Here is a 24,425-nt window from a genome sequence, read left to right on the forward strand (position 1 = left end):
CTATAAGTAAAGTATGTTTTATTTATTCCAATTGGAAAAATCAGATATGATAGATTGTGAGATACAGAGGAGTTGGATACGTTTTGTCTAAAGCATTATTTGTTGATACCGATTTTCAAAAAACATGGCTTCATCAACTAGAATCTCTTCGTGAAACGATCGAACAAACGGCAAAAGAACACGATGAAGGCGCTTATTTTCCTGAAAAAAATATTGAATCATTAATAGAGATGGGCTATACGACGTTGTCTCTTCCTGCTGAATACGGAGGCGGAGGTCAATCTGTGAAGGATATGGTTCTGTTTCAAGAGACGCTCGGCAGTATGGACGGAGCGACTGCCTTATCCATCGGCTGGCACCAAGGGGTTGTAGGCGAAATCTACGAAAAGAAACAATGGAATGAGCAGCAGCTGCAATTCTTTGCGGAAGAAGTGAAGAAGGGCGCCCTTGTCAACCGTGCTGTGAGCGAGGCGCAGACAGGCAGTCCAACAAGAGGCGGGAAGCCTGGGACAACAGCCACTAGATCAGGTAATGAGTGGATCATCAATGGACGTAAAATTTTCACAACGATGTCACCAGCACTTACATACTTTTTAGTCGGCGTATGGATTGAAGAAAAAGAGGCGATGGGCTTCTTCTTAATTCATCGTGAGACAGAAGGTGTTTCAATAGAAGAAACGTGGAATGTTGTGGGCATGAGAGGAACTGAAAGTCATGATTTAATCTTAGATCAGGTGAAGGTTTCAGATGACATGCTTGTTGAGGTGCAAAAAGGGCCGCGGGGTGGTACGCTAAATCCTTGGATTGCACATATTCCGTCCTGCTATTTAGGGATTGCGCAAGCGGCAAGAGACTATGCTGTTCAGTATGCCATCACCCATTCACCGAACAGCATCAGCGGAACGATTAGTGATCTGCCAAATGTCCAAACACTTATTGGTGAAATCGACTTACTATTAAAGCAAGCACGTCACGTCATCTATTCAACGACGACATTGTATGAAAAGCCGGAGAAAAGAGAGCTGTTAATCAATGAATTCGGCGCTGTGAAACATACAGTCGTCAATCACAGTCTGCAAGTTGTCGATAAAGCCATGCGTTTAGTCGGTGCAAAAAGCTTAAGCCTTGACTGTCCACTGCAGCGTTACTATCGAGATATTCGGGCCGGGCTCCATAACCCGCCAATGGACGATATGACGATTTCAAAAATCGCGAAGCAGGCCATTGAAGAGAAAAAAGAAAGCTAATATACAGCAAAAAGCCGGATGAACCGGCTTTTTTTGTTTGAAAGAAAAGAGGACAAGCGTACCTTATATCTCATCGCTCAACATGCTACAATCAATGGAATCATGGGAAAAGGAGCGATTGTTTTGAAGAAAAAGTATATAAAATGGCTCATTACTGGCATGATGCTGATGGCACTTTGTATAAGCCAGCCTTCATCAACTGAAGGAGCATCACCAGCATGGTCAGTAGATGAATTCATGAAAGATCGGGAAGGCACGTTTGTGATTCAAGAAGTAAAAGAAAAGTCCCCTTGGGTGTATAACAAAAAAAGAGCGAAAGAGCGCTTTGCGCCTCAATCGACATTTAAGGTAGCAAATGCCTTAATCGGACTCCAAACAGGCGCAGTGAGAGATGAATATGACATCAAATATTGGGACGGAGTGAAAAGAGAGATTGACCGCTGGAATAGGGATCATACACTAGGATCTGGCATGAGAGATTCAGTCGTCTGGTACTATCAAGCCATGGCCCGTGACATCAGTGAAGAACGCATGAGTCAGTGGGTGAAAGCCATTCATTATGGGAACGAAGACATATCTGGCGGAATCGATCAATTTTGGTTAAGCAGTACTTTACGTATTTCTCCAGTTGAACAAGTTCGTTTCCTCAAACAGCTATATGAAGAGACTCTCCCATTTGACCTAAACGCCATGAGAACGGTCAAACGAATGATGGTACAAGAAGAAGAGAAACATGCCACCCTATACGGCAAAACAGGCTCCGGATCAGACATCGGCTGGTACGTAGGTTTTATCAAACATGAACACAAAACCTACATCTTCGCCACAAATATCAAAGGCACAGGCATAGAAGCAAAAGACATTACCTATCGCATTTTGAAAAAATATCATTTGATAGAAGCATCCGTTTAGGGTGCTTTTTTATGTGTGAAAAAGGGGATATATAGATAAGTTGATGATATATGGATTAGTTTTAAAGAATGATATATTTATAGAAATATATTGAAGTATAATTTCAAATGTATTATTATATATGGCGTAATGTTACAAATGTTACAAATATATGATAAGGAGATTAATATGAACCTAAAAAGAAAAGTAAAATGGAAAAGGAATATCGCGGCACTACTAGCCTTTGTGATGCTTTTATCAATGTTACCTTCTGATATTTTTGCAGAAGAACATGACAAAAATACAAAATCAAGTCATAACAGCTTAGAAGAATTAGATGATTCAAAAGCCATTGAAATGGCAGGGATTGACGAAGACGAAATTGGAAAAGACGGAGAAGTTCTTTCAGAAAGAACAGAAAACAGCAAGCTTTTTTATGAAGGAGAGGGTGTATTTACACAAGAGGTATATCCTGACCCTATTCATATAAAAGAGGCCTCAGACGCTGAGTGGGAGGACATCTCTCCTGAATTAAAGACGATCTCGCAAAAAGAAATAGAGACAGAAAATGCGAGATTAGAATCAACTTTTCAAAAGCAAATGAAGCAAGGACTATATGCTACATTTGAACACAAGAAGCGTCAAATTGAATTTTCAATTTTAAAAGCTTCAGGTAAAAACAAATCAGAAATCAATTCCAAGGATACCTCAGCACAATTTAAAGAGAACACCAATGAGCTTACATATGAAGAGGTATTTCCAAATATAGATTTACGATCATTTACCTTTAATGAAAACATCAAAGAAGATATTGTACTCAATCATTATGATGGCTACAATTCTTTTACATTTAAAATAAAAACAGATCTAACTGGGGAAATTGAGGAAGACGGTTCTATTACATTTTATGATCAGAAAAAGCGGACCATTTTTCAAGTCCCTAAACCATTTATGACTGATTCTAATTTAGATGAAAAGTCAGGTGAAGTGGCTCGCTCAGAAGATGTGACCTTTAAACTAGAAAAAGAAGACGATGGCTATTTACTTCGTGTGACTGCTGATGAGAAATGGCTTAAGGATCCTGAACGAGTTTATCCTGTGTCTATCGATCCATCGACTTCTTTATCTGTGTCAGCAGACACATTCATCATGAGTAAATACCCAACAACAAACTATTCATCCTCTACGCAAAAATGGGATGCTAATCTGAAAAGTTATGTACTGAAAACCGGTTATTATGATAAAACAACTGGTACAAACTACGCTTTCATGAAGTTTAATTCATTCAAACCGATTCAAAATATGAATGTAACAAAAGCGACGTTCAAAACGTATGTTGCTCATTCATATTACGGAACGAAAGCAACTGGTCTTTGGTTGGATACAGTGAATGCCAACTATGATCATACAAAGCTAACATGGAACAATAAACCAAGTTCTAAAAACATCGGTAAAGCCAATGTATATAAAGGACAATGGGCGAGCTATGATGTGACATCAACCATCAAAGCTTGGAATAGTGGAACAGCTAACTATGGCTTTAAATTACATGCAAATGGAAATGGACAAGACCATTGGAAAAAAATAATCTCATCAACAAACTCAACCAATAAACCAGTCATTGAAGTAACGTATACCATTCCACAAGCAAATGCACCAACTGTAAAAGGTTTTAGTAATGGAAATGGAACAGGTTACTTCAATTTAAGTTGGAAAAAGGTGTCTGGTGCAAAAGGCTATAAAGTATGGCTGTACAACGGAAAAGAGTATGAAGCCATTTCAGTTGGGAATGTGGCATCATGGAGTACAAAAGGAAAGAATATTTGGCCGACAGCGAGCGAGATTGCAGCTAAAAAATATAAACTTCATTTAGATGGAAAAGGGGGGACAGAATTAGCGGTTGATCCTTCCCCGGTTTACAAAAACTCAGGCGGTAAGTATGCGACAAGTAAAAATTACTGGGTAGCTGTAAGTGCGATTTTTGACCAAGGTGAAGGCGCAATGTCAGCAAAGGTAAAACCTGTCGTGCCGAATGTTGCTAGAGCGAAAGCACCTAGTACAAAAGGTTTCAATAATAATAACGCAACAGGTTACTTTGATCTTTCTTGGACTTCAGTTTCCGGTGCAACTGGTTATAAAATACAAATGTTTAATGGGAAAAGCTATGAGACATTGGATATCGGGAATCAGACATCATGGTCAACAAAAGGGAAAAAAGTATGGCCGACAACGGCTGAGATCAAAGCAGGTAAATATGCATTGCACCTGCAAGATGGAAAAGGTGCTGAGCTTCCAATTCATCCTGGTCCGACTTATAAAAATGCTGGAAGAGATGCGGCTCAAAAACACTATTCCTTCAGAGTGATTGCCTACAATAAAGATGGAGAAGCCATTGCTTCACCGCCAGCTGGACCAACTTTACCTGATTTATCTAGACCGAAAGCTTTATCTGGGTATGCTTATACCAATACAAAAGAGAGCCAAACAGGTTATATCAATTTACATTGGGACAAAGTGAAAAATGCAAAAGGGTATAAAATTAACATTTATAATGGTAAGGCATATCAATCATTTGATGTGGGTGATGTCGATCATTGGACAACACAAAACAAGAATATTTGGCCAACTCCTGATGAAATTAAAAGTGGGAAATATGTGCTTCATACAGATAGTAAGGGCGGGGAATTAGCGCTAGACCCATCACCAGTATATGAAAATGCGAATGGAAATTATAAAGGACGTAAGAACTACTCCTTTACCCTTTCTGCCTACGATGCAAATGGAGAAACCATTCCAACACCACCATTTAACCCGACATTCCATGAAGGGGCCGAATTCCTTGGAACAGAGGATTACTGGTCGATTATTGATATACCAGACGGTCAGCTTAATGGTGCAACTGGGAATGTCATTGTCAGTGAAGAAGAAATGTCGATTGATGGAAGAGGACCGGGGCTTGGAATTGGTCGAACGTACAACAGTTTAGATGCAGCTGACCACCTGTTTGGTCAAGGGTGGTACGCAGATGTAGAAACGAGTATCACCCCAACAAAAGAAGGTGTCATCTATATTGATGAAGATGCCACAACTCATGTTTTTACAAAAAAAGCAGATGGTACGTATCAACCACCAACAGGTATTTTCCTTGAATTAACAGAATCAAAAGATGAATACACGTTAAAAACGACGGACCAAACCTTTGCACACTTTAGTAAAAACGGTGGGAAAATCACCAAGATTGTAGATGGACATAAAAATACAACGACATACAAATATAACGAAAACAATCAGCTCACTTCAATGGAAGATGCATCTGGCCGAAAAATAACAATGGAATATGATGAAGATGGTCATATCATCTCCGTTCAAGGACCAAAAGGGAAAAAGCTTTCATATGAGTATGATGCAGGCTTACTAGTGAAAGTCATTGACTCAGATGGAACGAGCATCTCATATGAATACGATAAAGAAGGCAGATTGATTAAACAATTCTCTCAAAACAGCACAGAAGATCAGCCTGTTTTTACAGAATACCAATATGAAAATCACCGTTTAGTTAAGGCAATCAATGCCAAAAAAGAAACCTTTGAGTATGCATATGATATGTCTAAAAAGACACTCATGATGACGCAGCCAAACGGTCGAAAAATACAGTATACGTATAACGAAGCAGCCAATCCAATTCAAGTTGTAGATGATGCGGAAGGTTTGAAGATTACGACCAAAACCAAATATGAAGGAAATCAAATCGTTGAAGAAGCTGATCCGAATGATGTGGAAAAAGGGAAAGCTTCAGAAAGCTATTCGTATGATAAGAACGGCAATGTTATTCAAGCAAAAGATGCTTACGGGACAGAAACCTACGAGTATAACAAAAACAATGATGTCACTAAAGTGAAAGATACAGAAGGAGATATTACAGATATCGCCTACGATGGATTAGATGCTGTATCTGAGACAGATCAAAGTGGAAATATGTCTTCAGCAAGTATTTATGATTCTTACGGGAATTTGATACAAACGAGTAAAGAACTTGCTGCAGGCGCGAGTATTTTGAAAAATGGCAGTTTTGAAGATACGCTAACTGGCTGGAAGCTTACAGCATCTAAGGATGACGGGAAATTAGCGCAAATAGCTGGGAAAAGTGGTGTGTTATCTGGCGGCCGGGTATTAGAAATCAGTTCACAGTCGACAACTGAAGGAACAGAACTTGGCTATTCTTCGGCTACACAAGAAGTAACACTAGAGCCAAATACGACGTATACACTGAGTGGGAAAATAAAGACAGAACTAACGAAAGCAAGAGCATTTTTTAACATTGATTTAAGAGATACAAACAATAAACGAATTCAATGGATCAGCAACGGCTACAGCACACTATCAGGCAAAAACGATTGGACAAAACGCCAAGTTTCGTTTACGACGCCATCTCATGCAGGCAAAGCTGTGATCTATATGGAAGTGGATCATCGAGATAAGGCTGGAAAAGGAAAAGCCTGGTTCGATGAAATTCAGCTAGAAAAAGGCGAAGTTTCATCAAGTTATAATCCAGTCAAAAATAATTCCTTTACGGATAAAACAACAAGCTGGAGCGGGTCAGGTGGTTCATTAGATAATGAAGAAGGCTTTAACGATGACGTTTCGTTAAAAATGACCAGAACCTCTTCAACTCAAGCAAATGCCATCTATAAACAATCTGTACCGATTGAACAAAGTGCGAATGATCAATCTGTGTATGTCACATTGACTGGGATGTCTAAGGCTGAAAATGTCAAAGCTTCAAATGAAAATGATTACTCACTTCAAGCGTCCGTTACGTATACAGATGGCACAACAGGAACGTTTAATGCAAAATTCCCGACTGGTACACAGGAGTGGAACCGAGCGGCGGTTGTCATACCAAAAACAAAACCATTGAAAAAAGTCGACGTTCAGATTGTTTTCCAAAAAAGCGCGACTGGAACGGCTTGGTTTGATGATATCCGTCTAGTAGAAGGTAGTCTGTTAACGAAAACCACTTACGACGAGAAAGGGAACTATGCAGTTAAAGAAGAGGATGAGCTTGGTTACTCATCTCAATCTGCCTTCGACGAAACAGGCAAAAAACTTTCTGAAACCGATGCGAAAGGTGAAAAAACAACATTCGAATATGACCAGGCTGATCAGCTGAAGAAAATCACTTTATCTAACGGGACATCCATTGTAAGAACCTACGATAAAGAGGGCAATGAACAGTCGAAAACCATTCGTGCAGAGTCAGATCAAACGTATCAATTTGAATACGACCTTATGGGCAAATTAACAAAAACCATTGATCCATTAGGAAATGTGTTAAAAAGTGAATATGATGCGAATAGCAACTTAATTAAAACCATTTCTGCAAATGGACATGAAGTGTCTCTCACGTATGATGGAACAGACCGAGTGAAATCAAAGTCATACAATGGAACAGAAAAATATCACTTTAGCTATGATAAAAACGGAAACGAAACAACGGTTGTCAACAAAGAACAAAACACAACCAAAAACAGAACGTTCGACCAACAAAACCGCATCACAAAGTTAACAGAGCGAGGCAGCAGCCAAACTTGGACGTATCCAATCGATTCAGATAAACTGAAATCCTTTGAATGGACACACGGAAATCAAAAAGGGACGAACCAATTCAGTTATAATAAGCTTGATCAAATGACGCAAATGAAGGATTCGAGTTCTACGTATTCGTTTGATTATGATGAAAATGGAAATGTTCAGTCCTTTATTACAGGTAACGGCAGTGGTGCTAGCTTTGCTTATGATGAGCGCAATTTAATTAATGATTTGCATATTGGAACAAACCAAGGCACAACGATCTTAAACGAAGCTTACGAATATGATCAAAATGGAAACAGAATAACGATTGATCAAGGAAGCAACGGGAAGATTCGTTATGAATATGGAAAATTAGATCAATTGATCAAAGAAACTCATCCAGATGGCACGGTCATTGAGTACACATATGATGGGTTTGGAAACAGAAAAACCGTCACGACTGAAAAAAATGGCACTAAAAAAACAATCAACGCATCATTCAACATCATGAACCAACTGACAAAGGTAAATGATGAGACTTTAACTTATGACAAAAATGGCAACCGAACGTCTGACGGACAATTCCTTTATGAATGGGATGCAGAAGATAACATAACGGCCATCAAGAAAAAAGGCGAAGACAAGCCATTTGTCACTTACAAATATGATGAGCGTGGATATAGAATTCAAAAAACAGTGAATGGAAAAGTCACCAATTACTTTTATGACGGCGACAGCCTGAATGTTTTATACGAAACAGATGGAGACAACGAAGTCACAAAAACATACACATACGGTGAGAGTGGACAACTCCTTGCATTCACACAAAACGAGAAAAAATATTTCTATCACTACAATGCACACGGTGATGTCATTGCCATCACAAATAGTGCAGGAAAAATCGTTGCTGAGTACGAATACGATACATGGGGAGTTCCAACTAAAGTAAAAGAAGATGAAGAAGTAAAAGGAAACCCATATCGCTATGCTGGTTACCGCTTCGATGAAGAAACAGGACTTTACTATTTAATCGCCCGCTACTATGAACCGAGAAACGGCGTATTCCTATCACTTGACCCAGACCCAGGAAGCGATGGAGATGCACTAGATCAAAACGGCTATACTTATGGCAACAACAACCCAGTCATGAATGTGGACCCAGACGGCCATTGGGTATGGTTTGTTGTCAATGCAGGATTTGCGGTATATGATGGATACAAAGCTTATAAATCAGGCAAGGGCTGGAAAGGTGCAGCAGTTGCAGCCGCATCAGGATTTGTAGGTGGTGGAAAGTTAAAATTAACAAAAAAAATCGGAAAATGGGCTACCTCAAGACATTGGTATAAAGGAACATTTAAATCCAAAAGAAAGTCGTTGGACTATCATCATAATAAACATATTGTGAGAAATGGTAAATCTTACAGTAAAAAAAGATATACAAAAGTTGCTAGAGCATTTTATCGATCTAATAAGCATTTACGCGAAAAAGTAATACTATCTACTGGAAAAAAAGGATACAGGATTAAGAATGGAAAAAAGGGTGGTTATTATACAAGGAGTGGAAAGGTAGTTACATTTTGGAATAATAATTGGAAGAAAAAGAAAAGGCGTTAATTTTAATTTCTACAATATAGAAGGGCCTGAATATGGATGAAATTTTTTAAAAGATATAATATTGATCAAAAAACATTAGATGAAATCAAAAAATATTATGTATTATTACATGGTCCGTTTCCAAATGATATGTACGATTTTGAAGAAGAAACAAATACTTCTTTAGATGAATTTTATGAATTTTTCGCTTTAATAACTGGAAGTTTAAATTATATAATTGAAGATAAAAAAATACCTAGGTATCAAAGAGAAATGTTAAAAAAAACGTTCTATGAACATTATCCACATTTTAGTAATTATAAAAGTGAAATTTTAAAATATCAAGAATTAAGTGAATGCTTAGACTTTCATGAAAAAATTAGGATTTTGATTAATAAGCTTATAAAAGGAGTATGAATCTTTAAACTAAAATAATAAACAAAAACAGCTGTCAAGTATATTTGATAGCTGTTTTAATTAATTTGGTAAAGACACAATTTATTTTTATGACGCGGACAGCATGACTATTTTATACGAAACCGATGAACGCAGTCAAAAAAGCATACACATACAGTGACAAGTGACAGTGGACAACTCCTTGCTTTCACACAAAACGGGAAAAAATATTTCTATCACTACAATGCACACGGTGATGTCATAGCCATCACAAACAGTGCAGGAAAAATCGTTGCTGAGTACGAATACGATACATGGGGCGTCCCAACAAAGGTAAAAGAAGATGAAGAAGTAAAAGGCAACCCATATCGCTATGCAGGTTACCGCTTCGACGAAGAAACAGGACTTTACTATTTAATCGCCCGCTACTATGAACCGAGAAACGGCGTATTCCTTTCACTAGATACAGACCCAGGAAGCGATGGAGATGCACTAGATCAAAACGGATATACCTATGGAAACAACAACCCAGTCATGAATGTGGACCCAGACGGCCATTGGGTATGGTTTGTTGTCAATGCAGGATTTGCGGTATATGATGGATACAAAGCTTATAAATCAGGAAAAGGTTGGAAAGGTGCAGCTTTAGCAGCCGCATCTAATTTTGGACCTAGGAAGATATTTAAGGGTGCGAAAAGAATTTATGGTTTTGCAGCTAAAACGATTAAAATTAAAGGGCATACAAAACATGGTCTTAATCAGTCAGTAGGTAGAATTGGAGGGCGTGGAGTTAGTGCGAAAGCAAAACTAGACGCTATTCGTAACCCTAAGAAAAAAATTGATCAAGGAAATGGAACTATAAAGTATGTTGGTAAAAAAGCTACAGTAGTTTTAAATAAAAAAGGGCAAGTTGTTACTGCTTTTGGTAGTTCACTAGCAAAAGGAGATAAGAATAGATTTCACACGCATGGAAAAGGGAACAAGTCCAAAAAGAGAAGAAGATAAAAACTATTTAAGGGGGGATTAGATGGCGCTAATTACGGATGACTTTATTGAAGTCGAGTTAAAACCTAGGACGTATCAAGAAGATGGAAACGATCCATTTGTTTTATCTATTTTTGAGTTGTCTGAAAGTAAAAAGGTGATAGTTCGAGATTTTTCTGCAGTGTTATTAAAAAGTGAGTATGAAAAGTTAGTCTCAGAAATTGAAGATCTAATGAATAATAAGTTGAAAAATCTTTATTTTGAAACTATTGAGCCACTGTTTATTTTAAGAATGAATAAAGTAATTGAAAAATATGTAATTGAAATCGAAGTGTTTATTAATGATGAAATACAGTCAGAACAATATGAGATAAAACTTGATGAGGAACATGTAAAATGCTTTTTAAAAGATTTGAAATATGATATCGAAAATATAAAAAAACCTCCGAAACTTCCTTAATTATCATTAGTGTCTAACTAAACTAAACCCTCCTTCTTAGTATTATGAAGGAGGGTTTAGTATGAAACAGAATAAGGTCATAATAAATTTAAAATTATAAGAAAACGAAATGATGAAGTGAATTTACTAAGAAAAGAAATAATCCTAGATGTATTGAAAGATATCTAAGCCCACTACCACTGGTAAAAAGGGTTTGAGGTGTTATTTAAATAATAGAACGATTAACGAAAGCTATTGAAGAGCTGTGTATACAATTGAAGTTATTTAAATAAATAAAGTTTGACACGTACATTTGGCGCATCTTTATCAAGCTTAGCAGTAAAAGTTGCTTAAATGTAGTCAGTTTACAGTGTGAAGTAAGTTTGAGAAAACCTTATTTAGAGATGGTGTAATTAATGGACGAACCAAAAATGCTAGACTGTTTAAATAAAATACGAAAAGTTTTAAAGAGGACGATCAAACAAGAAAACGAATCATTGTACTTTTACAATAACCTCTCGGAGGACACACAATGACATGGTTTTTAAATGAAAAAATCCAGAAACAAATCCCTGATTTCGATATCAACCATCTAAAGCAAATCAATGAATTCCACTACTTTAAAGAGTATAATGAACATTACGACTTGATCAATTGTATTGTTCTGCACATCCCATATGAATCCCCGAATCTACAAGCAGACATTCATCTGAAATTTACCAATGTCTCTTCTGTTCAAATCAAAGATTTGGAGTTAACAAACGATGACCATATTATATTGAACATTCAACTTTTGGATAGAGGCTGGGAATATTTGAATTACTTTGTCGAAGATGATGAAGAACAGTATTTTTCTTTTTATTGTGAAACGATTCAAGTTATACAAGTCGTTTCAAATGAATCGGGCTAGTCTCTCTACATATGTGCGAATGATGCTTTTCCATCCTAACATAGAAAGGTGCAATGACATTGAATCGAATGATGAAGTGGCTTTTTTTTGCAGCAGTCATCGCTGGCTTATTGGTATGCGCATTCTTTGTGTTCCGTTTCAACCAGCCTAAGCCGACGACAAACATCCATTATGCAGACACACAAAACAAACAGCAAACACTCGATATGTACATGCCAAAGGGCAAAGGTGAAGACAAAAAGAAAAAGCATCCAGTCATGATCTATCTCCATGGCGGCGGCTGGACAGGCGGCGATAAGAGTAGAGTCGCTTCAAAGGCTGATTATTTTACAGGTCAAGGGTATGTGTTTGTTTCAATGAATTACAGGCTTCACCCTGATGCTAATTACGAGCAGATGGCAGATGATACGGCAAACGCCATTAAATGGGTGAAGGATCATGCGGATGAATATCAAATTGATTCATCAAAAATCAATGTCATGGGTCACTCAGCGGGCGGTCATTTGACGGCACTGGTTGCCACAGATTCGACCTACTTAAAACGTGTGGGGCTGTCGCCAAAAGCGATCAATTCCATCGTGATTTTAGATGGGCCGTTAAACCTCAATCAATTTATACAAGCCATCCCATCGTACAAAAAAGTCTTTGGCAAACAAGAGAAGAACTGGACAAAGGCATCACCTGTCACTTATATGAATCAAGCGAATGTACCGCCTGTCTATTTGGTGACGGGCTGGGAAAATCCTGAGGTGTACCGATTTGCAGAAAAACTAAATCATGATAAAGGCTCTCGGTTTGTTTTTCGGGTTCATACGCTAAGCCATAGTGACCTGAACAAATGGTTTGGATCAGACAGAGCGCCAAAAGAAGCACAAAAAATGACAGAGGCTGTGATGGCTTTTGTCAAAAAACAAAATCAATAACGAAGACCGTATGCTCGGGCAATTCTTTTTGCCGCAGTATAATGATAAAGTGGTTTGATATTAAAGGAGTGTATGTTGTTGTCATCACGAATGGAAAATAAAGTGTTCAACTGCGAAAAAGAGCTGACGCTGAATATTATCGGCGGTAAGTGGAAAATGCTGATTTTATGGCACCTTGGCAGAGAAGGGACAAAACGTTTTGGTGAGTTAAAGTCGTTAATGCCTGGGATTACGCAAAGAATGCTTGTCAATCAGCTAAGAGAATTAGAGGAAGATCACATTGTGCACCGGGAGGTTTATCCTGTCGTTCCGCCAAAGGTTGAGTATTCTCTCACAGAATTAGGAGAAAGCTTAATGCCGATTTTAGAGGCGATGTATGATTGGGGAAAACAATATCTCGACAGCAATTTTTTAAAGGACGATAAATAGTCATATCACCGATTGTAGACAAAGGGCTAAAATTACTTTATTTTAGCCCTTTGTCTTCTTTTCAATCACACTGAGATACTGGCCAAAAGACAGTATCTTTTTTGTAACCATATGCGAAAAAGTATAGTATGTAAAAAAAAAGTGCGTACTTGGATTGCGTCCATCCTGTTGTTATACTCATTTCATCGTTCAAGATGCATCAACCGCGGAGCTCTTGAAGATGAAATGAAAAACGGGAGTGAAAGTTGATGAAATTACAATTAGCATTAGATTTAGTGAATATACCAGAAGCGATTGAGCTGATCAAAGAAGTAGAAGCATCCATTGATGTGGTCGAAATTGGTACACCTGTTGTGATTAACGAAGGGCTTCGTGCTGTAAAAGAAGTCAAGCAGGCTTTTCCGAATTTACGTGTACTCGCTGATCTGAAAATTATGGATGCTGCCGGCTATGAAGTGCAGCAGGCATCCGAAGCTGGAGCAGATATCGTCACCATTCTTGCAGCGGCAGAAGATATGTCCATTCAAGGAGCGGTGAAAGAAGCGAAAGCAAGAGGAAAACAAATTCTAGTTGATATGATTGGCATCAAAGATATCGCAGGCCGTGCAAAAGAGCTGGATGCGCTCGGGGTCGATTATATTTGTGTGCATACAGGCTATGATCTGCAAGCGGTTGGACAAAACTCATTTGCTGACCTTATGACGATTAAACAAGTTGTCAAACAGGCGAAAACAGCGATTGCAGGCGGAATTAAGCTTGATACGTTACCTGAAGTCGTGAAATTAAACCCTGATTTAATCATTGTCGGCGGCGGAATCGCAAGTCAGGACAATAAAGCAGAAGTGGCTGCACAAATGAAACAGCTGATCGCACAATCATGAAGACCAGCGACTATGTGAAAGTCATTTTAAATGAACTTTCTGAGCATTCGTCAGCCATTCAAGACGAACAAGCAGAGCATCTGGTTACAAGTATTTTATCCGCACAAAAAGTCTTTGTGACAGGTGCAGGCAGGTCTGGCTTGATGGGAAAATCGTTTGCGATGAGACTTACGCATATTGGCGTCAAGGCATATGTAATTGGAGAAACGAATACGCCTTCCTTTACAGAAGAGGATCTTTTGATTGTGGGGAGCGGATCTGGCCGCACAGAGTCTTTGCTTGTCCTTGCAAAAAAAGCAAAAGCAATTGGTGGAAAAGTGGCAGCGTTCACCCTTTCTGCTGAGTCACCTTTAGCTGATCTATCGGATGAAGTCATCTTATTATCAGGTGCGCCGAAGGATCAACAGGAAGGAAACCATCATACCATTCAGCCAATGGGCTCACTATTTGAGCAGTCGCTTCTTTTGACATACGATGCGGTTATTTTACGGTTAATGGAAATAAAAGAGCTCGACACACATAAAATGTACGGTCACCATGCAAATTTAGAATAGATATTTTCAAAGCCTTTCCTTTCTTAGAAGGAGAGGTTTTTTTCATTTATCAAGATCAGAATCTTGACATCATCTATTTGATGTAACTATAATTGTTACATCGTTAAAGGAAAAGCGCAATCACGGAAGGAAGATGAACATGAAAGTACAAATTTGGTCAGATATCGCCTGTCCTTTTTGTTATATAGGAAAAAAACAGCTGGAAACAGCGCTAGAACAATTTCCAGAGAAGGAGCAGGTAGAGATAGAGTTTAAAAGCTTTGAGCTTGATCCACATGCACCTACTCAGGTCGATTATGATGTCCATGATATGCTCGTCAAAAAATATGGCATGAGCCGCAGCCAGGCCATGGCGATGAATGAGCAGGTGAAGCAGGCCGGCAAAGAGAAAGGAATCGATTTTCAATTCGATCCGCTCGTGTTGACCAACACCTTTGATGCCCATCGATTGGCGCAATATGCTGGTCAAATGGGGAAAGGCGATTTCGTTATGGGAGAGCTGTTTCAAGCATATTTTACAGATGGAAAGCATGTTGGTGATCGTCAAACCCTTTTACAAATTGCAGAAAAAGCAGGTCTTGATGAAAAGGAAGTACAGCAAGTTTTGGGTGGCGAAGCATTTGCCGATCATGTCCGAAAAGATGAACAAGAAGCGAGACAGCTTGGTATCAATGCTGTTCCGTTTTTCTTGATCAATGACAAGTATTCAGTTGCAGGTGCGCAGCCAGCCGATACGTTCCTGCGCGCACTTGAAACAGCTTGGACAGAGGAAGCAGCTCAAGCAGAGAAAGCGTCTGCCAATTCATTTGAAGCAGCATGTGCAGATGGCGTATGTGCGGTGCCTTCCCCTAAAGAAGAGGCGTAATAGATATGTTCCCTATCTTTTTATAAGATGGGGATTTTTTATTGTTTAATGATGGATGAGGGGTAACACATGTCTTTCATTTCAGGGATCCGACCCATTCACGCCTCATGCTGGAATCTAAAATAAAATGAGCCACTTGGAGTAAGGGCTCATTTTATTCGTTTGATCGTTTCACCTGGAACCAATTCAGGCTCGTAAAACGTTTGATCAGGGAGATTCTTTTTTCCTTGTACTTTTTTAATCATCCAGTCTGCTGCATCACGGCCCATTTGCTCCTGAGGATGGGTCAGTGTTGTCAGCTTCACATGGGCATTTTTCTGGGCGATATACGAATTATCCTGTCCAATAATCGAGAGATCATCTGGAATGGACAGCCCGATTTCGCTGCATACATTGGCTACTTCTAAACCCACCTCATCGTTATAGCAAACAAGAGCAGTCAGCTCATGCTGGTGCGCCATCAGGAATGTGTGAATTTGCTCTCCCAAATGCTGCTTCGATTCTGTATCGAAAAAGAGCACATGCTCAGGCAGGAAATTAAGCTTCGCTTCACCTAGCGCTTGAATATAGCCCTTCATTCGATATTTTCCCTGTAAATCATCTGTTTTTGAAATAAGTCCAATTTGCTGATGGCCTGAGGTGATCAGCTCTTTTGTGGCTAAATAGCTGGATTTTACATCATCTAAACAGAGAAAAGGAACCTCTAGCTGCTCATAATAGGCATTGATCATAATGAGCGGTACATCCTGTTCTTTAAAGGATAAGTAGTACGAAATGTTTGGATTATATAAATTGCTTTTCGTCGGCTCGACAATAAGTCCGTCCACCCCAAAAGACAGCATCATCTCCAGCGCTTTTTTCTCCTGCTCAACATCGTTATTTGTACTTGCCAGTAACAAGGAATAGTTCTCTTCGTTTAATCGGCTTTCAATGCCTCGAATGATAGAAGGGAAAATGTAATCGGATATGTATGTTGTAATGACCCCAATCGTTTTCATATGTGCATGTCCCGCAGGTTTTGTTTGATATTGATTGGTCACAAATGTGCCTGAACCTTTTTCGCTGCGCAAAAATCCTTCGCTGGACAATTCCAAAATGGCTTTTCGAACTGTATGTCTGCTTACTTGATACATGTCTTGCAGGCTTGATTCGGTTGGAATGCGCTCCCCGATCCGATAATCCCCTGTGAGTATTTTGCTTTTTATATCATCAATAATGATCTGGTACTTCTTTTTCATCGTTTCACTTCTTTCTCAGTTGATCATCTACTCGGATTGAGAAGAAATTGTATGGACATATTTTAACATGGTTGTCGAATCAAAAACAGGCGCTTTCCTTTTCAGTCATGACCCCTCCAGAAAAAATGCAGGTTTTTGTCACATTATGTATGTACAACTATATTTATTATTGACATATGTACGTACAAATATTATATTGTGATTGTACCAGAGAATCAATGAATCTAGAAAAACAAAATTGAAACCGCTATCAAAATGGGGGTGAACGTAGATTGAATCATAAAGAGACGGCCAAAGCCTTGAAAGAAGGACGGACATCTTTAGGCATTGAATTTGGTTCAACACGAATTAAAGCGATTTTAATAGATGAGGAATTTCAGCCAATTGCACAAGGTGCATATGAATGGGAAAGTTTTCTCCAGGATGGAATTTGGACGTACAACTTAATTGATATCATTACAGGTCTGCAAGTGGCCTATCGAGAGATGAAAGAACAGGCCGAGCAAAAGTATGGTGTGACCATTCAAACCATTGGCTCAATCGGGGTATCAGCGATGATGCATGGTTATGTGGCATGTGATCATACAGGAGAGGTTCTCGTTCCGTTCCGAACATGGCGGAATGCAACGACCATCGAGGCGAGTCAAAAGCTGACAGATGTATTTCAATTTCATATTCCAGAAAGATGGAGCATTGCCCATTTGTATCAAGCGGTATTAGAAGAGGAAAAACATCTATCCCGATTAGAATATATGACCACTTTGTCTGGATATATTCACTGGCTGTTAACCGGAAAGCAGGCCATTGGTATTGGCGATGCGTCAGGGATGTTTCCGATTGATGACGAAACGAAGGACTACAATGAAGAAATGCTCCAGCAATTTGAAGCATTGATTGCAGAAAAAGGCTACCCGTGGAAGCTTCGCCACCTTCTGCCGCATGTCTATTTAGCAGGCGAAGAGGCAGGCGTGTTAACGGCAGCAGGAGCAGCCATTTTGGATCAAGGAAAACATTTGCAGCCAGGCATTCCATTTTGCCCGCCGGAAGGTGACGCTGGAACGGGAATGGTGGCAACAAACAGTGTAGAAAGACGGACTGGGAATATTTCTGTTGGGACATCGGTTTTTGCCATGATTGTGCTGGAGCAGGATCTAAAAGGTGTGTATCCAGAAGTGGATATGGTTACGACGCCGGATGGACTGCCAGTTGCGATGGTTCATGCGAATAACTGTACAAGTGACCTAAACGCTTGGATGAATATATTCAAAGAGGCATTTGAAGCACTAGGCATGCAAGTGGAGTCAGAAAGGTTATACGAATCGTTATTGCAGCAATCTTTAGAAGCAGATCGAGATGGCGGCGGTCTCTTAAGCTATGGCTATTACTCTGGTGAAAATATTACGAGACTGCCAGAAGGAAGACCTCTTTTTGTCAGGTCTCCTGAAAGCCGCTTTAACCTCGCTAATTTCATGCGCACCCATTTGTTCTCCGCTTTTGGTGCTATGAAAATAGGCATGGACCGGTTAAAGGAACAGGAACATGTAGTGATTGACCGCTTACTAGGACATGGGGGATTATTTAAAACACCGCTCGTTGGACAAAAAATGGTTGTCGCAGCGCTAAATACACCTGTATCAGTCGTTTCAACAGCGGGAGAAGGTGGTGCGTTTGGGATGGCGGTCCTTGCTTCATATATGGTCCATCATCAGCAGCAAACATTGGCTGAATTTCTTACCCAACGAGTATTTGCCCATACATCAGAAGAACTCATGGAGCCCGATCCACTCGATGTCAAAGGCTTTGATGAATTTTTAAAGCGCTATCAAAAGGGGCTTCCGATTGAAGAAGCGGCAGTAGCGCATCTGCTGCCAAAGAAAGGAGTGACGACGGTATGCTAGATCGCTTAAAAGAAGAAGTGTATCAAGCAAATTTAGATTTGCCAAAATACGGACTTGTGAAATTTACATGGGGCAATGTCAGTGCATGTGATCGTGACAGTGGTTTGTTTGTGATTAAGCCGAGCGGCATAGCGTATGACCAGCTATCAGCAAAAGATATGGTCGTGGTGAACTTTGACGGTGAAGTGGTGGAAGGAGAATTCAGTCCTTCGTCAGATACAGCTACACATGCAGTTCTTTACAAACACTTTGAGGAAATAGGGGGCATTTCACATAGCCATTCTATGTGGGCAACCGTTTGGGCGCAGGCAGGTCTTGATTTACCAGCAATGGGCACAACACATGCCGATACATTTTACGGCGCCGTTCCGTGCGCTCGTTTTCTTACAGAAGAAGAAGTCAATCGGGGTTATGAGGTAGAAACGGGCAAGCTGATCATCGAAACGTTTGAGAAAAGAAACCTAGATGTGATGGCGGTGCCGGGTGTATTGCTTCAAGGTCATGGTCCATTTACATGGGGGAAGGATGCAAAAAGTGCGGTCACAAACAGTGTGATTTTAGATGAAGTCGCCAAAATGAACCTTTTTGCCAAGCAATTGAACGAATTTGCTGAGCCATTGCCGCAGCGAATTTTAGATAAACATTACTTAAGAAAACATGGAAAGCATGCGTATTACGGACAAAAACCTTCAACATAAAGAAACGAGGGATATCTATGTTAACAAGCCTGAAAAAAGAGTTTTGGTTTATCGTTGGGTCACAACATTTATATGGTGATGAAGCACTGAAAAAAGTAAAAGCAGATGCACAAAAGATGACGGATGCTTTAAATGAGAGCGGTTTGCTTCCTTATCCAGTGATCTTGCAGAAACTGGCTGTCAGTGCCGATCAAATCACAAAGCTTATGAAAGAGGTCAATTATCGCGATGAAGTTGTCGGTGTGATGACGTGGATGCATACATTTTCTCCAGCAAAAATGTGGATACGCGGCACTAGTCTTTTGCAAAAGCCTCTTTTGCATCTTGTTACACAATATTATGAAAAGATTCCGTGGGACACGATCGACATGGACTATATGAATCTCCATCAATCCGCACATGGAGACAGAGAATATGGCTATATCAATGCACGTTTAAATAAACAAAACCAAATTGTGACCGGTCATTGGTCTAAGCCGGAAGTGCAGCAGCAAATTGCTGATTGGATGGACGTTGCGGCTGCCTATCATGAGAGCTTTCACATCAAAGTAGCCCGGTTTGGTGACAACATGCGGCATGTGGCTGTGACAGAAGGCGATAAAATCGAAGCGCAGATTCAATTAGGATGGACCGTTGACTACTTTGGAATAGGCGATCTCGTCGAATATGTAAATGCAGTAGAAGACGAAGAGGTAGATGCATTATTTGCTGAGTATTTAACGCAATATGATGTGAATTATGGAACGTATTCAGTTGAAGAGTGGGAAAAAAGTGTCAAGGTGCAGGCGCGATATGAGATCGCCATCAAACGTTTCTTAGATGAAGGCGGCTATAATGCCTTTACAACAAACTTTGAAGACTTACATGGGATGAAGCAGCTGCCTGGACTTGCGGTACAGCGGCTGATGGCAAAGGGATACGGCTTTGCTGGGGAAGGTGATTGGAAAACGGCCGCACTGGACCGCTTATTAAAGGTGATGAGTCATCATCAATCCACTGGATTTATGGAGGACTACACGTATGAAATGACGTCTGGAGAGGAAGCAGTGCTGCAATCTCATATGCTGGAAGTAGATCCAGCGCTCGCCCATACAAAACCTGTCATTGTCGTGTCTCCACTTGGGATCGGAAACCGGGAAGATCCAGCGCGTCTTGTGTTCGATGGAAAAGCAGGCGATGGTGTCGTTGTCTCCATAGCAGATTTTGGAACTCATTTCAAATGGCTGATACAAGAAGTCGAAGCCTTTGAGCCGGAGGAAGCAGCACCTCATTTACCAGTTGCGCGTGTATTGTGGAAAATCAAACCGAATTTTCAGGATGGCGTCAAAGCATGGATTAAAGAAGGCGGAGGCCACCATACAGTCGTGTCTCTCAATTTAACGGTTGATCAAATTGTTCACTTTGCAAAGCTAGTCAATGCAGAATATGTGGTTTTATAGAAGGGGGAAAGGTCTTCTGCTGGTTACAGTAGAAGCACCGAGTGAAATGAAAGCGGTTAATTAAGTGAGGGGGTCATCCACTTGGAGAAAAAAGTGTCAAGCAAATTTATCTTCTTTTTCGGGTCCTTTGCAGGCATCTTATTTGGATATGATATTGGTATTATTGCAGGGGCAGAAGGACATATTCAGGAAGAATTTCAGCTCAGCCCATTATGGCTTGGAATCGTTGTCTCTTCATTAATGGGAGGGGCCATTATTGGCTCCATCTTAAGCGGTCTCTTAGGGGATAAATTTGGCCGCAGAAAACTCATTTTGGTCTCATCCGTAATCTTTTTTGTTGGGGCGATCGGATCAGCTGTCGCACCAGAAGAGATTTCACTCACCATCGCTCGAATCTTTTTAGGGACAGCAGTAGGAACAGCTTCATCTTTGGTTCCGGCTTACATGTCTGAAATCGCTCCTGCTAAAATCCGCGGGAAATTATCTGGGCTCAATCAGCTCATGATTGTAACTGGTCTATTGCTCAGCTATATTGTTGCGTTTGTGTTTGAGCCCATCCCGGACAGCTGGCGCTGGATGCTGGGAAGTGCCGCTTTATTTGCGATCGTGCTTTATATTGGTATGCTGAAGCTTCCTGAATCTCCGAGATATTTGATTAAACACGGAATGGCTCATAAAGCACGGGAAGTATTAGGATCACTGCGTTCTTCCCGTGAAGAAATCGAATCAGAAATGCAGGAAATTTTAGAAGTCGCCAAAGAAGAACGCTCGGGGATTCGTGAATTGTTTCAAAAGAAATTCAGAATGGCTCTTTTCATTGGGGTTGGAATGGCAACCCTTCAGCAAATTCAAGGTGCAAACTCCATTGTCTATTATGCAACGAGTATCGCTCGGAATGTAGGGCTTGCACCTCAAGTTGCCGCAGGTTTTACAGTCATTGTCGGTGTCATTTTTGTCGTCACGACCGTGATCTTTTTACAATTTGTTGACCGCTTCGACCGCCGAACGATTCTCACCGTAGGAGGATCGGGCATGGCCCTTTCTTTCTTTGCTCCCGCCGCATTAGGGGCACTTGGCGTCAGTGAAGGAATTTTAAACTGGGTAACATTGATTTCACTTTGCTGCTTTATTTTGTGCTATGCCTTCTCGTGGGCACCGATCACCTGGATCATCATCGGAGAAATCTTCCCGCTTTCTGTCAGAGGCATCGGAGCAGGTATCTCTTCTGCCTTTAACTGGACCGGATCGTTAGCGGTTGGACTCGTTTTCCCTATTCTGGCTGATCAATTCAGCTTTGGGGTCATTTTCTCCTCATTCGGAGTCATCTGCTTAATCGGGCTGTTATTCACCCGATTTGTGCTAGTCGAGACAAAGGGAAGAAGCTTAGAGCAAATCGAAACCGATATGGCTGCGCGTGTATAAATAAAGAAAACCATCTATCCCATGTGGATAGGTGGTTTTTTACTCAAGCGTCTGTTTGAGCTCAATTGGCAGTAAATCAATCAATTGATCATAGGAAGACAAATCCAGCACTTCAAGCAGCGCGTAATATTTCGCATAGATTTCACTCAGCTGATCAGGATGGTTTGTTTGATATTGATTCAGATGCAATTGAGTTAGTTCAAGTGCAATGTCTAGCTTGTTTCGTTCGAATGGCTGTGTCGTGTTGATCATATCGTTCACCTCTTATTTGATAATGAGTGGAAAAAATGCATTGAATAAAAAGAGCTGATGTTTTGTTTTCATGGATGACCTGTCTTCGTAAGATATCATTTGTATAATATGTTAAAATTGTCCTTTTGTAAAGAAAGAGAAAAATAGATAGAAAGTGGATTTTTTTAAAAATAGACATGCATCTAATCACGAATGATGGCTCTGACATACGATAGAGTGTAAGTGAAAGACAACTTGAAGGGGTGTTAAGATGAGCCGAAATCGATTAGATGATTTCTTCTTTGGACCTCGCAGAGGAAACCAAGGAGGAGAAGAAACGGTTGTTTTCCCCACACGTCAAATTGTCAACACAAGAACGAATGAACAAACGATCAGAAAAATCCATCCAACGCATATCACAAACGTCAATAAAAACATTAAAAGAGTAGAAAACTACTATCCGGTCACTGAATCGACTCACAACGAGTATATTGTAGAAGAATACGATTGCGGCAGTGATATCAAAAACCCTTGCTGCCGTCCGGTGAAGCGCTGTAAGTGGTAATGAAGGGGGCATCCTTTTATGGGATGCCTTTTGTATGTCTAATGCTCCATTTCATTTAATTGTCCTTGATCCAGCTGAAAGAAACGATTTCCTAATTCTGAATAAAGGTAGCGCTGATGGCTTGTAAATAAAACACATCGATGTGAGAATTCTTTTTTTAATAAAGAAATCGATTGTATTTGAGAGGCTTCATCAAGAGAGGTAAAAGGCTCATCAAGAATAATCAGCTCTGGAGATCTTGCCACCATACAATTAAAGAAAAGTTTATATCTCATGCCCAAAGAATACTGTTTGACAGGCATCTTTAGGGCATGAGTTAAATCAAATGCATCACAAAGCGATAGAAAGGTCTCTTTGTATAAAACCTTTTCCGGCCTTTTCATTTTCCATAAAGACTGGATAAGCTCCATATGCTCGAAACCAGTGAGCGCATCATAGACTAAAGGTTTATCTGGGATGTATGCTACCAGACTTTTATATTGAGCGGTTCCAGGATGATGTTGCTCGTTAAGTAAAATCGTTTCTGATGCTGAAGGAAGCAGACCTGCGATAATCTTTAAAAGTGTTGATTTACCGCTGCCGTTTTTTCCAATAATACAAGCTCGATCACTTTCTTTCAGATCAAATGACACATGATCGAGAAGGGGAGAATTCTCTTCTGTTGTTTCATAGCGAAAAGATAGCTGAGACACTTGAAGTTTAGCCATTGATGAATCCTCCAATAACAAACGCAGTCGTCACAAGCATATACAAGATCACAGTTGCTAAGGCAGCTTTTTTTGATCCTTCAGCATAGTAAATAATTCCATCATAAAGGATACGTAAAAGATATAAGTTGAATAAGAAGGAAACTATTTGAATCAAGAGAAAATAGTGATCTAATTGTAACACCATCACACAATAGATCGCTGCACTATTCACTAATAAAAGAAATGCATTATAAACCAAAATAACAAGATACATTTTGCGTAAAATAAAAGCTTTATGAAAAAAATACATATAAATAGAAGTTAGGACAGTACTGAGAAAATTTAAAATGAAATAAAGCGGGATTGTCAGCAAAAAGATAAAAACAATGCTGGCAAGTTGTTTCCCAGTGGATAAAGGTTCATCTACTAACAAATCAATAATAAAAAATGTTAAAAAAACAGTCGACACAAATAATGATAGTAAGACAAGGCCTACAATGGTTTTAATCGATTGATTCTGATTGAAAAATTGCTTAGGTCGTAGAAGTAGCTCCATGGAACC

Annotated in this window: 20 protein-coding genes and 1 pseudogene; 17 read left to right on the forward strand and 4 right to left on the reverse strand. The window is 39.8% G+C overall.

The window, feature by feature from the left end:
• Positions 1-83 precede the first annotated feature (83 nt).
• From BAE31_RS10795 to BAE31_RS10850, 12 genes and pseudogenes are all read left to right on the forward strand, one after another.
• Entirely contained in the window at positions 84-1,247 is a 1,164-nt protein-coding gene (locus tag BAE31_RS10795) for an acyl-CoA dehydrogenase family protein (protein ID WP_076840420.1), read from the forward strand.
• Between the two features lie 123 nt (positions 1,248-1,370).
• Positions 1,371-2,159 (forward strand): BPU family class D beta-lactamase, encoded by a 789-nt coding sequence (blaBPU, locus tag BAE31_RS10800; protein WP_076840463.1) that lies wholly within the window; start codon positions 1,371-1,373, stop codon positions 2,157-2,159.
• Between the two features lie 168 nt (positions 2,160-2,327).
• The gene (locus BAE31_RS10805) at positions 2,328-9,323 is read left to right on the forward strand and encodes a DNRLRE domain-containing protein (RefSeq protein ID WP_076840421.1); all 6,996 of its coding nucleotides are present in this window, start codon (positions 2,328-2,330) and stop codon (positions 9,321-9,323) included.
• Between the two features lie 36 nt (positions 9,324-9,359).
• Positions 9,360-9,719 (forward strand): YxiJ family protein, encoded by a 360-nt coding sequence (locus tag BAE31_RS10810; protein WP_076840422.1) that lies wholly within the window; start codon positions 9,360-9,362, stop codon positions 9,717-9,719.
• 67 nt (positions 9,720-9,786) lie between these two features.
• A pseudogene (locus BAE31_RS10815) lies at positions 9,787-10,703 on the forward strand (RHS repeat-associated core domain-containing protein); the annotation flags it as partial.
• A 22-nt stretch (positions 10,704-10,725) separates the two neighbouring features.
• Entirely contained in the window at positions 10,726-11,142 is a 417-nt protein-coding gene (locus tag BAE31_RS10820) for a WapI family immunity protein (protein WP_076840424.1), read from the forward strand.
• 511 nt (positions 11,143-11,653) lie between these two features.
• A complete protein-coding gene (locus tag BAE31_RS10825) occupies positions 11,654-12,031 on the forward strand; it encodes a hypothetical protein (RefSeq protein ID WP_076840425.1) in 378 nt (125 codons plus the stop codon).
• 53 nt (positions 12,032-12,084) lie between these two features.
• A complete protein-coding gene (locus BAE31_RS10830; protein ID WP_076840426.1) occupies positions 12,085-12,954 on the forward strand; it encodes an alpha/beta hydrolase in 870 nt (289 codons plus the stop codon).
• A gap of 72 nt (positions 12,955-13,026) precedes the next feature.
• Complete coding sequence (gene hxlR / locus BAE31_RS10835) at positions 13,027-13,383, forward strand: transcriptional activator HxlR (protein WP_029708013.1); 357 nt, start codon at positions 13,027-13,029, stop codon at positions 13,381-13,383.
• Between the two features lie 248 nt (positions 13,384-13,631).
• Positions 13,632-14,264: a 3-hexulose-6-phosphate synthase gene (hxlA, locus tag BAE31_RS10840; RefSeq protein ID WP_024423080.1), complete on the forward strand. Its 633-nt coding sequence runs from the start codon at positions 13,632-13,634 to the stop codon at positions 14,262-14,264.
• Positions 14,261-14,818 carry a 6-phospho-3-hexuloisomerase gene (gene hxlB, locus BAE31_RS10845; RefSeq protein ID WP_076840427.1) on the forward strand — a complete coding sequence of 186 codons (558 nt, stop codon included), beginning with the start codon at positions 14,261-14,263 and terminating at the stop codon, positions 14,816-14,818. Before hxlA ends, hxlB begins: the two co-directional genes overlap by 4 nt.
• Before the next feature lie 139 nt (positions 14,819-14,957).
• Positions 14,958-15,683, forward strand: a complete 726-nt coding sequence (locus BAE31_RS10850; protein ID WP_076840428.1) for a DsbA family oxidoreductase — start codon at positions 14,958-14,960, stop codon at positions 15,681-15,683.
• Positions 15,684-15,832: 149 nt separating this feature from the next.
• Here the strand turns inward: BAE31_RS10850 and BAE31_RS10855 are convergent, their stop codons facing one another.
• Positions 15,833-16,921, reverse strand: a complete 1,089-nt coding sequence (locus BAE31_RS10855; protein ID WP_024423077.1) for a GntR family transcriptional regulator — start codon at positions 16,919-16,921, stop codon at positions 15,833-15,835.
• A gap of 272 nt (positions 16,922-17,193) precedes the next feature.
• Here BAE31_RS10855 and BAE31_RS10860 point away from each other — a divergent pair, with 272 nt between their 5' ends.
• The 4 genes from BAE31_RS10860 (at position 17,194) to BAE31_RS10875 (ending at position 22,378) form a co-directional block, all read left to right on the forward strand.
• Positions 17,194-18,819, forward strand: a complete 1,626-nt coding sequence (locus tag BAE31_RS10860; protein ID WP_076840429.1) for a xylulokinase — start codon at positions 17,194-17,196, stop codon at positions 18,817-18,819.
• A complete protein-coding gene (locus BAE31_RS10865; protein ID WP_025092857.1) occupies positions 18,813-19,517 on the forward strand; it encodes an L-ribulose-5-phosphate 4-epimerase in 705 nt (234 codons plus the stop codon). The genes BAE31_RS10860 and BAE31_RS10865 overlap by 7 nt, the downstream gene beginning before the upstream one ends.
• Positions 19,518-19,534: 17 nt before the next feature.
• Positions 19,535-20,956 (forward strand): L-arabinose isomerase, encoded by a 1,422-nt coding sequence (gene araA / locus BAE31_RS10870; RefSeq protein ID WP_076840430.1) that lies wholly within the window; start codon positions 19,535-19,537, stop codon positions 20,954-20,956.
• 81 nt (positions 20,957-21,037) lie between these two features.
• Complete coding sequence (locus tag BAE31_RS10875; RefSeq protein WP_034280034.1) at positions 21,038-22,378, forward strand: sugar porter family MFS transporter; 1,341 nt, start codon at positions 21,038-21,040, stop codon at positions 22,376-22,378.
• Between the two features lie 39 nt (positions 22,379-22,417).
• On the opposite strand, the gene BAE31_RS10880 is transcribed toward BAE31_RS10875, so the two are convergent.
• Complete coding sequence (locus BAE31_RS10880) at positions 22,418-22,630, reverse strand: hypothetical protein (RefSeq protein WP_076840431.1); 213 nt, start codon at positions 22,628-22,630, stop codon at positions 22,418-22,420.
• Between the two features lie 250 nt (positions 22,631-22,880).
• On the opposite strand from BAE31_RS10880, the gene BAE31_RS10885 reads away from it, so the two are divergent.
• Positions 22,881-23,174, forward strand: coding sequence for a spore coat protein (locus tag BAE31_RS10885; protein WP_076840432.1), 294 nt, complete (start codon positions 22,881-22,883; stop codon positions 23,172-23,174).
• 38 nt (positions 23,175-23,212) lie between these two features.
• On the opposite strand, the gene BAE31_RS10890 is transcribed toward BAE31_RS10885, so the two are convergent.
• Entirely contained in the window at positions 23,213-23,881 is a 669-nt protein-coding gene (locus BAE31_RS10890) for an ATP-binding cassette domain-containing protein (RefSeq protein WP_076840433.1), read from the reverse strand.
• Positions 23,874-24,419, reverse strand: coding sequence for a hypothetical protein (locus BAE31_RS10895; protein ID WP_034280043.1), 546 nt, complete (start codon positions 24,417-24,419; stop codon positions 23,874-23,876). Before BAE31_RS10895 ends, BAE31_RS10890 begins: the two co-directional genes overlap by 8 nt.
• Between the last annotated feature and the right edge of the window lie 6 nt (positions 24,420-24,425).

This window comes from Bacillus sp. I-2, assembly GCF_001974945.1.
Lineage (GTDB): Bacteria > Bacillota > Bacilli > Bacillales > Bacillaceae > Bacillus > Bacillus safensis.